Annotated in this window: 14 protein-coding genes and 1 tRNA gene; 1 reads left to right on the top strand and 14 read right to left on the bottom strand. The window is 71.5% G+C overall.

Annotated features, from left to right (window positions below):
* Positions 1–8: 8 nt before the first annotated feature.
* Positions 9–584 (top strand): antibiotic biosynthesis monooxygenase, encoded by a 576-nt coding sequence (locus BSL84_RS18400; RefSeq protein WP_075970756.1) that lies wholly within the window; start codon positions 9–11, stop codon positions 582–584.
* Positions 585–594: 10 nt separating this feature from the next.
* Here the strand turns inward: BSL84_RS18400 and BSL84_RS18395 are convergent, their stop codons facing one another.
* The 14 genes from BSL84_RS18395 to BSL84_RS18330 form a co-directional block, all read right to left on the bottom strand.
* Positions 595–2244 carry a long-chain fatty acid--CoA ligase gene (locus BSL84_RS18395; RefSeq protein ID WP_045320674.1) on the bottom strand — a complete coding sequence of 550 codons (1650 nt, stop codon included), beginning with the start codon at positions 2242–2244 and terminating at the stop codon, positions 595–597.
* A 152-nt stretch (positions 2245–2396) separates the two neighbouring features.
* On the bottom strand, positions 2397–2930 hold the full coding sequence (locus BSL84_RS18390) for a SigE family RNA polymerase sigma factor (RefSeq protein WP_030027988.1): 534 nt from the start codon (positions 2928–2930) through the stop codon (positions 2397–2399).
* Positions 2931–3067: 137 nt separating this feature from the next.
* Positions 3068–4234: a lipid-transfer protein gene (locus BSL84_RS18385; protein ID WP_075970755.1), complete on the bottom strand. Its 1167-nt coding sequence runs from the start codon at positions 4232–4234 to the stop codon at positions 3068–3070.
* Positions 4231–4614: a MaoC family dehydratase gene (locus BSL84_RS18380; RefSeq protein ID WP_030027986.1), complete on the bottom strand. Its 384-nt coding sequence runs from the start codon at positions 4612–4614 to the stop codon at positions 4231–4233. The genes BSL84_RS18385 and BSL84_RS18380 overlap by 4 nt, the downstream gene beginning before the upstream one ends.
* Positions 4611–5642, bottom strand: coding sequence for an acyl-CoA dehydrogenase family protein (locus BSL84_RS18375; RefSeq protein WP_045320672.1), 1032 nt, complete (start codon positions 5640–5642; stop codon positions 4611–4613). Before BSL84_RS18375 ends, BSL84_RS18380 begins: the two co-directional genes overlap by 4 nt.
* Entirely contained in the window at positions 5642–6589 is a 948-nt protein-coding gene (locus BSL84_RS18370) for a bifunctional MaoC family dehydratase N-terminal/OB-fold nucleic acid binding domain-containing protein (protein WP_030027984.1), read from the bottom strand. Before BSL84_RS18370 ends, BSL84_RS18375 begins: the two co-directional genes overlap by 1 nt.
* Complete coding sequence (locus tag BSL84_RS18365) at positions 6586–7737, bottom strand: acyl-CoA dehydrogenase family protein (RefSeq protein WP_045320657.1); 1152 nt, start codon at positions 7735–7737, stop codon at positions 6586–6588. The genes BSL84_RS18370 and BSL84_RS18365 overlap by 4 nt, the downstream gene beginning before the upstream one ends.
* Before the next feature lie 402 nt (positions 7738–8139).
* On the bottom strand, positions 8140–8556 hold the full coding sequence (locus tag BSL84_RS18360) for a DUF6344 domain-containing protein (RefSeq protein WP_045320656.1): 417 nt from the start codon (positions 8554–8556) through the stop codon (positions 8140–8142).
* Between the two features lie 331 nt (positions 8557–8887).
* A tRNA-Ser gene (locus tag BSL84_RS18355) sits at positions 8888–8972 on the bottom strand.
* A gap of 49 nt (positions 8973–9021) precedes the next feature.
* On the bottom strand, positions 9022–9978 hold the full coding sequence (locus BSL84_RS18350) for a trypsin-like serine peptidase (RefSeq protein WP_030029752.1): 957 nt from the start codon (positions 9976–9978) through the stop codon (positions 9022–9024).
* A 208-nt stretch (positions 9979–10186) separates the two neighbouring features.
* On the bottom strand, positions 10187–11233 hold the full coding sequence (locus BSL84_RS18345; RefSeq protein WP_075970754.1) for a YeiH family protein: 1047 nt from the start codon (positions 11231–11233) through the stop codon (positions 10187–10189).
* The gene (locus BSL84_RS18340; protein ID WP_030029754.1) at positions 11233–11781 is read right to left on the bottom strand and encodes a cysteine dioxygenase family protein; all 549 of its coding nucleotides are present in this window, start codon (positions 11779–11781) and stop codon (positions 11233–11235) included. The genes BSL84_RS18345 and BSL84_RS18340 overlap by 1 nt, the downstream gene beginning before the upstream one ends.
* 79 nt (positions 11782–11860) lie before the next feature.
* Positions 11861–12766 (bottom strand): LysR family transcriptional regulator, encoded by a 906-nt coding sequence (locus BSL84_RS18335; protein ID WP_030029755.1) that lies wholly within the window; start codon positions 12764–12766, stop codon positions 11861–11863.
* Between the two features lie 131 nt (positions 12767–12897).
* Positions 12898–14493: a S1C family serine protease gene (locus BSL84_RS18330; RefSeq protein ID WP_075970753.1), complete on the bottom strand. Its 1596-nt coding sequence runs from the start codon at positions 14491–14493 to the stop codon at positions 12898–12900.
* Positions 14494–14539: the final 46 nt, after the last annotated feature.

The raw sequence follows: 14539 nt of genomic DNA, 5'->3' as shown, positions 1-14539 counted from the left end.
CTGGCCCGATGGCCCTCACCGATTCGACCGAGCACACCGTCCCCGCCGACAACGGGGAGGTGAACCTGCTCATCGCGCGGCAGGTGGACCCTGGCCACGAGGAGACGTTCGAGGCCTGGGCCCACGGCATCCTGGAGACGGCCGCCGGTTTCCCGGACCACTTGGGTTACGGGCTCTTCCGGCCGGCGACGCAGGGCGGACCGTGGTTCCTGGTCCACCGCTTCCGCGACCAGGCCGCCTTGCAGCGCTGGCAGGAGTCCCCGGAGCGGGCGCAGTGGTTCGCCAACTGCCTGGGCCACCACCACACGGAGATAGCCCGGCGGGAACTGCACGGCATGGAGACCTGGTTCGCCAAGCCGGGGACGACCCGGCCCGCGCCGCCACGGTGGAAGATGGCGATCAGCTCGGGGCTGGCCATCTTTCCGATCTCACTCGTCGGCAACGCGGTGCTCGGGCCGTACCTAATGGATCTGCACTTCGTCCTGCGGACGGCTGTCTTCGCCGTCGTGTTCAGCACGCTGATGACCTATGTGGCCATGCCCGCCGTCAGCAGGCTGCTGCGGCCATGGCTCACGCGGGGGTAGACGCGGGGCGTCAGGCGAGCTTGGTGACGTCCAGGGTGCCGTCCGCGTACCGCTGGCGGATCACCTTCTTGTCGAACTTGCCGACGCTGGTCTTCGGCACGGCCTCGATGAGCGTCCAGCGCTCCGGCAGCTGCCACTTGGCGATCGACTGCGAGAGGAAGTCACGCAGCCCCGCGTAGTCCACGGTCGCGCCGTCCTTGAGGACGACCGTAGCCAGCGGCCGCTCGCCCCACTTCTCGTCGGGTACGGCGACCACCGCGGCCTCCGCGACCTCGGGGTGCGCCATCAGCGCGTTCTCCAGCTCGACGCTGGAGATCCACTCGCCGCCGGACTTGATGACGTCCTTGGCCCGGTCGGTGAGGGTCAGGTATCCGTCGGGGCTGATGACACCCACGTCCCCGGTCTTGAGCCAGCCGTCGGCGCTGAACTTGTCCTCGGGCGTGAAGGGCTCGCCGGACGCGCCGCCGTAGTAGGCACTCGCGATCCAGTTGCCGCGCACCTCAAGCTCGCCGGCCGACGTTCCGTCCCAGGGCAGCAGGTCGCCGCCGGGGCCGACGAGACGCGCTTCGACGCCTGCGGGGAAGCGGCCCTGCGTGATCCGGTAGGGCCACTCCTCCTCGGCGCTCAGGCCGGCCGGCGGGTGCGCCATCGTGCCGAGCGGGGAGGTCTCCGTCATGCCCCACGCGTGGCAGACACGGACCCCGAGCTTGTCGTAGGCCTCCATCAGGGAGGGCGGACAGGCCGCGCCGCCGATGGTGACCTGCTTCATCGAGCTCAGGTCGCGCGGGTTGGCGGTGACCTCGGCCAGCAGCCCCTGCCAGATGGTGGGAACGGCCGCGGCGTGCGAGGGCTTCTCCCGCTCGATCATCTCGGCGAGCGGGGCGGGCTGCAGGAAGCGGTCCGGCATCAGCATGTTGATGCCGGTCATGAAGGTGGCGTGCGGCAGGCCCCAGGCGTTCACGTGGAACTGCGGAACGACCACCAAGGTGGTGTCCTTGTCGGTCAGCCCCATCGACTCGGCCATGTTGACCTGCATGGAGTGCAGGTAGAGCGAGCGGTGGGAGTAGACGACGCCCTTCGGGTCCCCGGTGGTGCCGGAGGTGTAGCACATCGCGGCCGCCTGGCGCTCGTCCAGCTCGGGCCAGTCGAAGCTGTCGGAGCGGCCTTCGAGGAGCTCCTCGTACTCGTGTACCCGCACGTTCAGGCCGTCGAGCACCGAACGGTCTCCGATGCCGGTCACGACGACGTGCTCGATGGTCGGCAGGTGCGGCAGCAGCGGTGCGAGCAGCGGGAGCAGCGTGCCGTTGACCAGGACGACCCGGTCGGCGGCGTGGTTGACGATGAAGACCAGCTGCTCCGGGGGCAGCCGCAGGTTCAGCGTGTGCAGGACGGCGCCCATGGAGGGGATCGCGAAGTACGCCTCGACATGCTCGGCGTTGTTCCACATGAGGGTCGCGACCCGGTCGTCCTGCCGCACTCCGAGTTCGTCGCGCAGGGCGCCGGCGAGGCGGGTGGCCCGGGCGCCGATCTCGGCGAAACTCCTGCGGTGCGGCTCGGCCTCTCCGGTCCAGGTCGTGACCTGGGACTTCCCGTGGATCGTCATCCCGTGACGAAGTATGCGGGTGACGAGGAGCGGTACGTCCTGCATGGTGCTGAGCAATGCGTCCTCCCGGTGAGCGCTGCTGCGCCGCGGCGGCTACGGATGCTGCCGATTCTGCGCACGTACCGATCGGTCTGTCACTACCCGAGGGTAGAAACCGCCTCGTGTTTCACGTGAAACATCCCCACGTTTCACGTGAAACACCGCCCGTCTCAGCGGACGGGGGTGAGCTCCGGGTCCTCGCGAAGCTTGCCCAGCGCACGGGAGACGGCGCTCTTGACCGTTCCGACCGAGACTCCCAGCAGCTCGGCGGTCTGCACCTCGCTCATGTCCTCGTAGTAGCGCAGGACGACCATGGCGCGCTGCCGGTCGGGCAGCCGGGCCACCGCACGCCACATCGCGTCGCGCAGCGCCTGGGCCTCGGCGGGGTCGGAGGAGGGAGCCGGCTCGGTCTCCGGGAGCTCGTCGCATACAAACTCGTCGACCTTGCGCTTGCGCCACTGGGAGGTACGGGTGTTGACCAGGGTCCTCCGGACGTAGCCGTCCAGTGCGCGGTGGTCCTCGATGCGGTCCCAGGCCGCGTACGTCTTCGCGAGGGCGGTCTGGAGCAGGTCCTCCGCGTCGCAGGGGTTGGCCGTGAGGGAGCGCGCGGTGCGCAGCAGGACCGTGCCGCGGGTACGGACGTACGCCGAGAACGACGGGTACGGCGTCGGATTCGAGGCGAGCGTGCACACAGGCGGGGTCATGTCTCCACGCTAGGAGCGCCCGCCACCCGTGGAATCGGCCGCAGGTGCCGATGGGGGATCCATCTCAGGTTGTAGTAGTAGGGCCATCCCCACCCCCTGAAGGTGGAGGGGGCGGGGGCGCGGCACGGACCTGGGTCTCAGCTGTCGGCGCCGAGGATCAGCCCGGACGTCGGCACCCCGGTGCCGGCGGTGACAAGTGCGTGCGCGGCTCCCGCCACCTGGTTGACGGAGGTGCCGCGCAACTGGCGGACGGCCTCGGCGATGCCGTTCATGCCGTGCAGGTACGCCTCCCCGAGCTGGCCGCCATGGGTGTTGAGCGCGAGTGCGTCAGCGGCCACGAAGTCGGCGGCCTCGCCCGGCCGGCAGAAGCCGAACTCCTCCAGCTGCATCAGGACGAAGGGGGTGAAGTGGTCGTAGAGGATGCCGACGTCGATGTCGGAGGGCCGCAGCCCGCTGGTGCGCCACAGCTGCCGCGCGACCACGTTCATCTCCGGCAGGCCGGTCAGGTCGTCGCGGTAGAAGGAGGTCATGCCCTCCTGGCGGCGCCCGGCTCCCTGCGCCGCCGCGGTGATCACGGCGGGCGCGTTGCGCAGGGTGCGGGCCCGTTCGGTCGTGGTGACGACGAGGGCCTGGCCGCCGTCGGTCTCCTGGCAGCAGTCCAGCAGGCGCAGCGGTTCGACGATCCAGCGTGAGGAGGCGTGGTCGGCGAGGGTGATCGGCTTGCCGTGGAAATAGGCGGCCGGGTTGTTGGCGGCGTGCCGGCGGTCGGTGACCGCGACGTGCCCGAAGGCTTCGGGAGTGAGGTTGTAGGTGTGCAGGTAGCGCTGGGCGGCCATGGCCACCCATGACGCGGGGGTCAGCAGCCCCCAGGGCAGTGACCACCCGAGCGCCGCGCCCTCGGCCGAGGGCTCGCGCTGCTGGACGCCGGAGCCGAAGCGGCGTCCGGAGCGCTCGTTGAACGCGCGGTAGCAGACCACGACCTCCGCGACCCCCGTGGCGACGGCGAGGGCGGCCTGCTGGACAGTGGCGCAGGCCGCGCCGCCGCCGTAGTGGACGCGGGAGAAGAAGGACAGCTCCCGGACGCCCACCGCCTGCGCGACGGTGATCTCGGGGCTGGTGTCCATGGTGAAGGTGACCATGCCGTCGACATCGGCCGGGGTGAGCCCGGCGTCGTCGAGGGCCGCGTGCACGGCCTCGACGGCGAGCTTGAGCTCGCTGCGGCCGGAGTCCTTGGAGAACTCGGTCGCGCCGATACCGGCGATCGCGGCCCGGCCTCCGAGCCGGTCCCGGGTACGGACGCTCATGCCGCCACCTCCGCGGTGACCGTTCCCGTCACGTGGCGGCCGATGCCGTTGGCTCCGACGACCCGGATCTCGACGGTGTTGCCGAGCACGGCGGTGACGGTACCGGTGAGGGTCATGGTGTCCCCCGGGTGGTTGGGGGCGCCGAGGCGGATGGCCACCTTGCGCAGGACGGCCCGCGGTCCGAGATGGTCGGTGATGTAGCGGCCGACCAGTCCGTTGGTGGTCAGGATGTTCATGAAGATGTCCGGGGAGCCCTTCTCCCGTGCCAGCGCCGTGTCGTGGTGCACGTCCTGGTAGTCGCGGGAGGCGATCGCGCCCGCCACGATCAGGGTGCGGGTGACCGCGATCTCCAGCGGCGGCAGGGTGTCGCCGACGTTCATGCCCGTCCTCCCTCGGCTATGCGGGCTCCCAGCTCGGCCAGCAGCTCGCTGCCGCAGCCCAGGTAGGCGTCGAGTTGACGTCCCCAGAGGAAGTGCCGGTGGACGGGGTGGTCCAGGTCCGCCCCCGTGCCGCCGTGCAGGTGCTGGCCCGTGTGCACCACCCGCTTGCCTGCCTCCGAGGCCCACCAGGCCGCCGTCAGCACCTGCTCGCGCGCCGGGAGCCCCTGGTCGATGCGCCATGCCGCTTCGTAGGCGGTCACCCGGATCGCCTCGGTGTCCATGTACGCGTCGGCCGCGCGCAGCATGACCCCCTGGTTGGTGGAGAGCGGCCGGCCGAACTGCTCGCGGGTGGAGGTGTACTCCACCGCGCGGGCAAGCGAGCCCGCGCAGACGCCCGCCTGGAGCCCGGCGAAGGCGGTGCGCGCGGCGGCGAGGGTGTGCTCGTAGGCGCCGTCGGAGCCGACGCGTTCGGCGGCGGCCCCGCTCAGGACCAGGCGGCCCGCCGACCAGGGGGCGGTGGTCTCGACGGGGGACGTCCGCACACCGGGCGCGTCGGTCCGTACGAGCCACAGGGCCCGCTCGGCGTCGGGGACCAGTACGTGCGTGGCGTCGCGCAGCCAGGGGACGACGGGGGCGGTGCCGGTCAGCCGGCCGCCCCCGGCGGTGATCCGGCCGCGGGCCGGGAGGGCTCCGGTGGCGACCGCGTCCCCGCTGCCCAGCGCGGGCAGGAGGCGGGCGCGTTGCTCCGCGCTGCCGTGGGCGGCCACGGGGAGGATCCCGTAGGCGCAGGTGGCGGCGTAGGGGACCTGCGCGGTGCTGCGCCCCTGTTCCTCCAGCAGCAGGACCAGTCCGAGCAGGCCGATCTCCTCGACGGCGGCGATGAGCCCGGCGGAGGTGAGGGCCTTCCACAGTTCGGCGTCGCTGCCGGTCCCGGCGGCGGTGAGGCGCTCGTGGGTGGCGAGGTCGGAGAAGATCCGGGCGGCGAGGCCGGCAGCAGCGGCCTGTTCCTCGGTGGGGTGGAAGTCCATCAGCCCTCACTCCCGCGGAAGACGGGGAGTTCGAGGTCGTCGTCGACGCGTAGGAACTCCAGTTGGACGGGCATGCCGATGCGGACCTTGTCGTACGGGACCCCGGTGATGTTGCTGATCATGCGGACCCCTTCGGCGAGTTCGACGAGCGCCACCGCGTAGGGCGGGTCGAAGGCCGGGAAGGGCGGGTGGTGCATGACGACGTAGCTGAAGACGGTGCCGGCGCCGGAGGCCTCGACCGTGTCCCAGTCAGGGCTCGTGCAGGTGTTGCAGCCGGGGAGCCAGGGGAAGCGGAGGGCGGTGCAGGAGGTGCAGCGCTGCATCAACAGCCTGTGCTCCCGTACCCCGTCCCAGAACCCCTCGTTGTCGCGGTTGACCACGGGGCGCGGGCGAACGGCCGCGGTCTTCGGGCGGGGCGCGGGGTCCTTCGCCGGCCTGCCGGCGGGTGCGTACTTGAGGATCCGGAAGCGGTGGGTTCCAACGGGCTGCCCGCCTGCCCGGACATCCATCCGGGTGGTCACGAAGTGGCCGGTGCCCAGCTTGGTGGTCTTGCGCGGCGACACCGACTCGATGACGGCGTCGAAGGTGATCGTGTCGCCGGGGCGCAGCGGGCGCAGGTACTCCTGCTCGCAGTCGGTGGCGACGACGGAGGTGAAGCCGGCGCCGTCGAGGAGCGCGAAGAGTTCGTCGTAGGCGGAGGAGCGGTCGGTGTGACCGGAGAGGCCTCCCATGGTCCAGGCCTGGAGCATGGTGGGGGGAGCGATGGCGTCCGGCCCGCGGTAGGCGGGGTTGTCGTCGCCCATCGCCTCGCACCAGTGGCGGATCATCGGCTCGTTGACCGCGTCCTTGCCCCGGCCGGCTGTGGCGGCCGGCCGCCCCTCGAAAGCCGCCAGCCTCCTGTGGAAGCGGGCCGCCTCCTCGGCCGTGCCGGCTGCGTCCGCCGTCATCGCTTCCTCCCCTTCATGCCGAGCCGCATCATGGCGACGATCTCCCGCTGGACCTCGCTCACCCCGCCGCCGAAGGTGTTGATCTGCGCGGCCCGGTTCATCCGTTCGAGCTCGCCGCCCGCGAACGCCTCCGGCCCCCGTACGAGCGCGTCCTCCCCCACCACCTCCTGGCACATCCGGTACACCTCGACGGCGGACTCGGTGCCGAGGAACTTCACGCCGCTGGCGTCGCCGGGGGCGAGGCTGCCGCTGCCCACGTCCTGTACGAGGCGCCAGTTGAGGAGGCGTACGGCGGCCAGCCGGGCGTGGGCCTCGGCGAGGCGGGACCGCACCCAGGGCAGATCGGCGGGCCGCCCCCCGGTGGCCGGGTCCGGGGTGCGGGCGTGCCGGAGCGCGTGCTCGTAGAAGTCCTCGGCCTGCATGCCGATGGCGGCGAGGGCCACCCGTTCGTGGTTCAGCTGGTTGGTGATCAGTCCCCAGCCTCCGTGCTCGGGGCCGACGAGGTTGCCGGCGGGCACGCGGACCCGGTCGTAGTACGTGGCCGTGGTCGTCAGCCCGCCCACCGTGTCGATCGGGGTCCACGAGAACCCGGGGTCGTCGGTGGGGACGAGGATGATCGAGATGCCCTTGTGCTTCGGGGCCTGGGGGTCCGTCCGGCAGGCGAGCCAGATCCAGTCCGCGTTCTGGGCGTTGGAGGTGAAGATCTTCTGCCCGTCGATCAGCCAGTCGGCTCCGTCACGGAGCGCCCGGGTACGCAGTGAGGCGAGGTCGGTGCCCGCCTCGGGCTCGGAGTAGCCGATGGCGAACACGATCTCGCCCGCGAGGATCCGGGGGAGGAAGTAGTCCTTCTGCTCCCGGGTCCCGTACTTCATCAGGGTCGGGCCGACCGTGTTCAGCGTGACCATGGACACGGGGGCGCCTGCCCGGTAAGCCTCGTCGAAGAAGACGAACTGCTCGTCCGCGCCGCGGCCCTGCCCGCCGTACTCGACGGGCCAGCCGAGGCCGAGCAGTCCGTCGGCGCCGATGCGGCGCAGGAGTGCGCGCTGGTGGTCCGGATCCTGGGGGACCCCGTCGGGCAGGAGTTCCCTGAAGTACGCGCGCAGTTCGGCACGGAGCCGCAACTGGCCTTCGGTCGGGGCGAGGTGCACGGCGCAGGCCTCCCGGCATCACATCATCGAGTAACTGACTGTCCGTCAGATATACCCATGGTGTCAAGGTCGGGACGGGCTGAGGGGACCGGCCGCATGCAAGGGTGCCGGGACATGCCGAATGGGCCGCGCTGTCCGGGAACCCCACCGTCTCCCGGGCCTGCGGCCCTGCCATGCCGAACTCACGCCCCTGGCACGCTCCCCGGCGTACGCCGGGTGATCCATTCGTGCCCCGCTGGGGGCACCGTGTGGCGCGATCCGCGGTCACTGCCGACCGGGCTCCAGCGCCTGCCACGCTCCTGCTCGCGCGTGCCTTGCGTCCGTCTGTGGTGCTGCTTCTGCCGAGTACGGGGTGCTGCCGACTGCGGTCCTGCTCCGTTCGTCCGGACTGCCCGTACGGGGCTACGCGGCGAGGGCCAGCGTCTCGCGGGCGGCGGCGGATGCCGTGGCAGGGGCAAGGGCGCGGGTGGCGGGCTGTGCGGCAGAGGCCGTGACGCGGGCGGCGGTTCCCGGTGTGGCACCCATGGCCGCGGCGGTGGTCGAGCGGCGAACACCGGGAGTCTTGCCGTGGGCCTCGGCCCGGATGCGCTGCTTCAGGGTCGGCGGGAGCGAACCGCCCCGCATCATCTCCCGCCAGCTCCGCGGGGCCCTGGCGACCGGCCGGCGCGTGGGGGCGGTGACGGCTGCGGCGGCGGCGCCACCGGCGGGGGAGGCGGCGGCCGGGGCCGCCTTGCCGCCGAAGCCGAGGGCGGAGAGCACAGCCACGAGGGCGGCGAGGACGGAGGTCCAGATCGACGAGAGGATGGTGCGGTCAGTCATGACGGGGTGCCTCGATTCGCGATGTTCCGACGGGCGGATCTGAATACATTCGTCATGATGTGGGGGCAACCGCACCGCGTTCATCACACGCGCCGATCTTCCGACTAACACCACTCGGAAGAACCAATCGGGCCTTTCGCACCTCCTCTCAACCCCTGGGGGGCGGCGCCCCCGGAGCCCGCCGGCACCGGGCCCCACCTGCGCTGTGGCCTCCGGCACACCGGCGCCCGGCCCGCAATCCGGGATTTCCCCGGCACGCCTTACCCCGGTGGTGTCCCCGGACACGAAAGCGGCCCCTGCCCGGTTGCACCGGTCAGGGGCCGCTCATCTGCGGTGGGTGTGGGATTTGAACCCACGGTGACTCGCGCCACGACGGTTTTCAAGACCGTTCCCTTAGGCCGCTCGGGCAACCCACCTGGCCGGTACAGAGTACCGGCCGGGCGGGGGTGGCGGGCGACCGTGAGGTCAGGAGGCCTGGGCCTTGTCGTAGGCGGCCTTCGCCTCGTTCCCGAGGTACGGGCCGTACATCCGGTTCGGCAGGAAGGTGTAGCCGAAGCTGTTCACCGATACCTGGGTGCCCAGGCCCGTGGCCTCGTTGAAGTCCTGGAACCAGGGGCCGCCGCTGGAGCCGCCGGTCATGTTGCAGCCCAGGCTGTGGTCCTTGGTGAGGAGGAAGTCCTTGCCGCTGTTGCCGCTGCAGTAGACCAGCTTCGTTCCGTCGTACGGGGCCGCCGCGGGGAATCCGAAGGAGTACATCCTCTTGTTGTAGCCGCCGTTGAAGAGGACACCCTGGGCGCCGACGGCCTGGCTGAGGGTCTGGCCGTTCAGCGGGGCGACGACGGCGAGGCCTACGTCCATGTTCATGTCCTCGCTCGCCGCCCACTGGTCGGTGGCGAAGGTCTTGGTGGCCGACCACTGGCCGTAGGGCGCCGACCCGTTGTCGTAGGCGGGGACGAAGACCCAGTTCGTATGCCATGCGCCCTGGTACTTCACGCAGTGGCCGGCCGTCATCACCGTGCTGCCGTTGGCGCTGGTGATCGAGTTGCCGGAACAGGAGGCGGTACGGCTGCCCATGGTGAAGAAGACGCGGCCCGAGGTCTTCACGACGGCGCCGCCGCCCGTCCATGCCCCGCCCGCCTGCGGGAACGCCGTGGGTGATGCTGCGGGCGCGGCGGCGGTGGGGGCGATGGCGGTGGGGGTCGAGGAGCCGGCCACCGGGGTGCGGGCGGCGCCGGGGACCGCCGTCACGTCGAGCGGAATGGCCTCCCGCATCCGCTCGGCTGTCCAGAAGCCCTGGGTGTGCTGCTGGCGGAAGGACGCCGGGGCGTCCGCCGCGATCGAGGGGGTGGCTGCCGTCAGGACGCCCGCGACCAGGGCGCCCGCCGAGAGCAGGACGGACAAGGCCGTGCGATGACGATTCACGCATGACTCCTTCTGCCGTGCCCGGACCGGTCGGAGCCGGGCAGGGTGGGGGTGAAGAGCGGTCGGTGCGGATCGGCTGTGCGTCGTGCGTCGTACGTGGTGCGGCTTGCGGGGGCAGAGTGGCACGGCCCCGCGTCAAAGTCAGCGGACAGTCAGAACGTTCGGTCGGTTTCGGCCAGGAAATGGCCAACTACCAGCCGGTGCAGCGTCATACGGTGAGCATCACGCCGGCATACGAAACGCCGGCGACGACCACCCACGCGCCGAGCCCGAGCGCCGCCGCCCGCCCTCCGGTCCGCGCCAGCGTCGGCAGGTGGACCGCGCTCCCCAGGCCGAAGAGCGCCGCCGCCAGCAGTGCCTCCTGAGCGGTGCGCGCCCATTCCAGCGCCACGTCGGGCAGCACACCGGTGGCGCGCAACGCGGCCGCGGCCAGGAACCCCGCCACGAACAGCGGAATCGGAGCCGGCCGGCGGCCCGTGGAGGTGCGCACCCCGCGCCGCCGAGCCCGTACCGAGAAGGCGACCGCCGCCACCAGCGGAGCAAGCAGGGCCACCCGCATCAGCTTGACCAGCACCGCCTCGCCGAGGGCGTCCTGGCCGGCCGTCTGCGCCGTCGCCACCACCTGTCCGACATCGTGGACACCGGCGCCCACCCACCGCCCGAACGCCGGATCGGACAGGGCCAAAGGGGCCTGGAGCAGGGGGAGTACGGCGATGGCCAGGGTCCCGCAGAGGGTGACCAGTGCCACCGAAGCCGCGACGTCCTCCTCGTCGCTTCCGGAAACCTCACTCACCGCGCCGATCGCCGAGGCCCCGCAGATCGAGTATCCGGTGGCGATCAGCAACGGCTGATCGCCGGGAAGCCCGAGCCGGCGCCCCAGCCAGAGGGTGCCGAAGAAGGTGGCCGCGACCACCCCGACCACCATGGCCACCGTGGCCCAGCCCAGCCGGAGCACCTGGTCCAGCCCCAGGCCGAGGCCCAGCAGGACGATGCCGATCCGCATGAGCCGTCGACCGGCCAGGGAGAGACCGGCGCGCGCGGCTCCTCGTACGAAGGTCCGCGGCCCGGGAACGTGCGCCGCCGCGATGCCCAGCACCACCGACGCGGTCAGCATCGGCACGGCAGGTACGAGTCGGTGGATGCACCAGGCGGTCAGAGCTCCGCCCGCAGCCAGTGCCAACCCGGGCCAGGGGGTGGATGTTTCACGTGAAACAGGCCGAACTGCCGTTCCCTGTGGGCGGTGGAGGAGTGCCATCAGTCGACGGGGAGCTTGTAGACGCGACGGATGCTGGTTCCCAGCCGGGAGACGTCGGCGCCGTACACGTGCACCGATATCGCTTTGGCGGCACAGGAGTTGCGGACCTTGTGAATGTCACCGGGCGGCGCGAAACCGCAGACCTCGCCCTGGGTGTTGACCACGTCCTCGGTCGCCACCAGGCGTGCGGGGCCGACCCCGGGTGCGAGCCGGAAGCGGCGTTCGCTCTCCTCGCCCTGGTGCACCCCGGCGACGCACCACGACACGTGGTCGTGGATGCAGGTCTCCTGCCCGGGGAGCCACACCAGTGCCACCACGGAGAAACTGCCGTCGGACTCCGCGTGCAGGATGTGCTGCCGGTAGCGCTCCGGGTCGCCCTCCTGCTGCGTCGGCGTCAGCAGGTCGGGCTCCCCCAGATGAGGGGCGAGTCGTTCGCCCACCAGGTAGGCGGTGAGGTCGGGAGCCAGCCCCCGCTCCACGACCGTGCGGATCTCACTGACGAGGGCGGCCATCCTCGTGGTGGTACGGGCCGGTGTGGTGGTGGTCATACGGGCAGCGTGCGGGCGTCGTTCGATTCCGTCCAACGACAGTTGTGACCGGAAATCCCAAGCAGCGCTTATGGATCGGTCAGCAGCCGACCCGGTTGGCGGCCACCTGCTGCAGCGCGTTGAGAACCACTCCTGTCGCCGGGATCCGCAGATGGTCCCGGTAGACGTAAGCGGCGATGTGCCGGCGCGCGGCGGGCTGGAGGGCCCTTCCGCAGACCCGGTTCAGCGAGAGCGAGGGCAGGACCAGCGCGGGCATCATCGCGACGCCCAGGCCTTGGGCCACGAGGCTCTGGACCACCAGGTTGTCGTCGGTGGCGAAGCGGATGTCGGGCACGAAGCCCAGCTCGGCGCACTCGTGCAGCAGGTTCGCCCGGCAGCGCGGGCAGCCCGCGATCCACCGTTCCTCGGCGAGGTCGGCCAGGTGCACGGCACGGCGCCGGGCCAGCGGGTGCCCTGTCGGCAGCAGCACCGTCAGCTGGTCCTCCAGCAGCCGGACCTCGGCGACCTCCTCCGGTATCTCCTCGTGCAGGCCGGGATAGGTGAAGGCCAGGGTGATGTCGCACTCGCCGCGTTCCAGGCGGCGCAGCGACTCCGGGGGCTCTCCCTCCAGCAGTTCCACCTGTACGCCGGGATGCTCCTTGGCCAGGCCGCTCAGGGCTTCCGGGACGAGGGTGACGTTGGCGCTGGGGAAGCCGCACAGCCTGACCCGGCCGGTGCGCAGGCGCGCGTACGCCCTCAGCTGGGCCTCGGCTGCGGAGAGGTTGCCCAGGATGGTCTCGGCGTGCCGGGAGAGGGACTCCCCGGCCTCGGTGAGCTGCATCCTGCGGCCCACGCGGGTGAACAGCGGGGTGCCGACGGCGCGTTCGAGCGCCTTCATCTGCTGGGTGATGGCGGGCTGGGTGTATCCCAGCACGCGAGCGGCCGCCGAGTACGAACCGGAGGCGACCACCGTGTGGAACGTCCGTATGTGCCGAGAATCGAACACCAGCGAAGCATAAGCGGACATTGGAGGGGCCGTGGGCGGAATCCCGCCCACGGCCCCTCGTCAGTCGCCCCTCGTCAGTCGCCAGTCGCCAGTCGCCGATCGTCAACGGGCCACTGCCGTGGCCGGCGGTGCTACTTGTCGCCGACGCGCGAGCCGAGCGTGATGTCGACGGTGGTCGGCTTGCCGTCCCGCAGGTAGGTCAGCTTCACCGTGTCGCCGGGCTTGTACGTCCAGATCATGCTGATCAGGGTCGGACCGCTGTCCACCGGCTTGCCGCCGAAGTCCGTGATGATGTCGCCCGGCTTGAGGCCCGCCTTGCCGGCCGGACCGTTGGGGTCGACGAGCTCGTTGGCGGCCGCGCCCTGCTCGGAGATCTTCGCGCCTTCGGCCTTGGCCTGGAGGTCCACGGAGACCGAGATCACCGGGTAGACCGGCTTGCCGGTCTTGATCAGGGATTCGGCCACGTTCTTGGCCTGGTTGATCGGGATGGCGAAGCCGAGGCCGATGGAGCCGGCCTGACCGCCGCCGAATCCGCCGTTCCCGGCCGACTGGATGGCGGAGTTGATGCCGATGACCGCCCCGCGGCCGTCGAGCAGCGGACCACCGGAGTTGCCCGGGTTGATCGAGGCGTCCGTCTGGAGGGCGCTCATGTACGAGTTCTTGCTGCCGGTGCCGTCACCGGAGGCGACCGGGCGGTTCTTGGCGCTGACGATGCCGGTGGTGACCGTGTTGGACAGGCCGAACGGTGCACCGATCGCAATCGTGGCGTCGCCGACCGCGACCTTGTCGGAGTCGCCGAGCGCCAGCGGCTTGAGGCCGGCCGGCGGGTTCTTCAGCTTGAGCACGGCGACGTCGTAGCCCTGGGCGCGGCCGACCACCTCGGCGTCGTACCGCTTGCCGTCGGAGAAGGTCGCGAAGAGCTTGCCGCCGTTCGCCGCGGAGGCCACGACGTGGTTGTTGGTGAGGATGTGGCCCTGCTGGTCGTAGACGAACCCGGTGCCGGTGCCCGCTTCGCCGTCGCCTGCCGAGGCCTCGATGGTGACCACGCTGGGCAGCGCGCTCGCGGCGAGTCCGGCGATGGAGCCGGCCTCGCGCTTGAGGTCCTTCGGGGTGTTGGTCGCGCTGATGGTGGTCGAGCCGCTGCCGTTGTTGCTGCGCTCGGCGGCCCAGTAGCCCACGCTGCCGCCGATGCCGCCCGCGAGCAGGGCCGCCACGAGCACGGCCGCGATCATCCCGCCCTTGCCCTTGGACCCCGGCCCGGGAACGCCGCCGGCCGTCGGGTGGGCACCCCAGACGGGGCCGCCTCCGGCGCCGCCCGCGCCGTACGCCGGCACGGTGGGCGGCGGGGGCGGCCAGCCCTCGGCCCCGTGCGCGGCCGGGGCGGCAGGCCGGCCGTAGGCGGGGTCCTGGGCGTACGCGGGGTCATGGCCGTAGGCGGGCGCCTGGGCCGCCGGCACGGGCGGGATCTGCCGCGTCGGCTCGGTGCCCGGTGCGGCTGTCGGAGGAAGCTGCTGGGTCACCTGCTCACCGGCGGCGGGCGAAGCCGCACCGGGTGCGGCAGGCGGGACGGCAGGCGCCGCCGGGGCACTCGGGGCGGCATCCCTCGGGGCGTGGTCCGACTGCGGGGCGGGTGCGGGCGCCGCCGCCGTCTCGGAGCCCTGAGCAGGGGTTACGGACGGGGCCGCGGGGGGCGTGGGGGCCGCGGTGCCCTCGTTCTCGGTGCTCACAGCTCTCTCTCCTCGTCACACACAGCTGCAGAATCTGGCGATACCG

The organism is Streptomyces sp. TN58, assembly GCF_001941845.1.
GTDB lineage: Bacteria > Actinomycetota > Actinomycetes > Streptomycetales > Streptomycetaceae > Streptomyces.
Note: the sequence above shows the minus strand (reverse complement) of the source record. Positions and strands in the feature narration are given on the sequence as shown.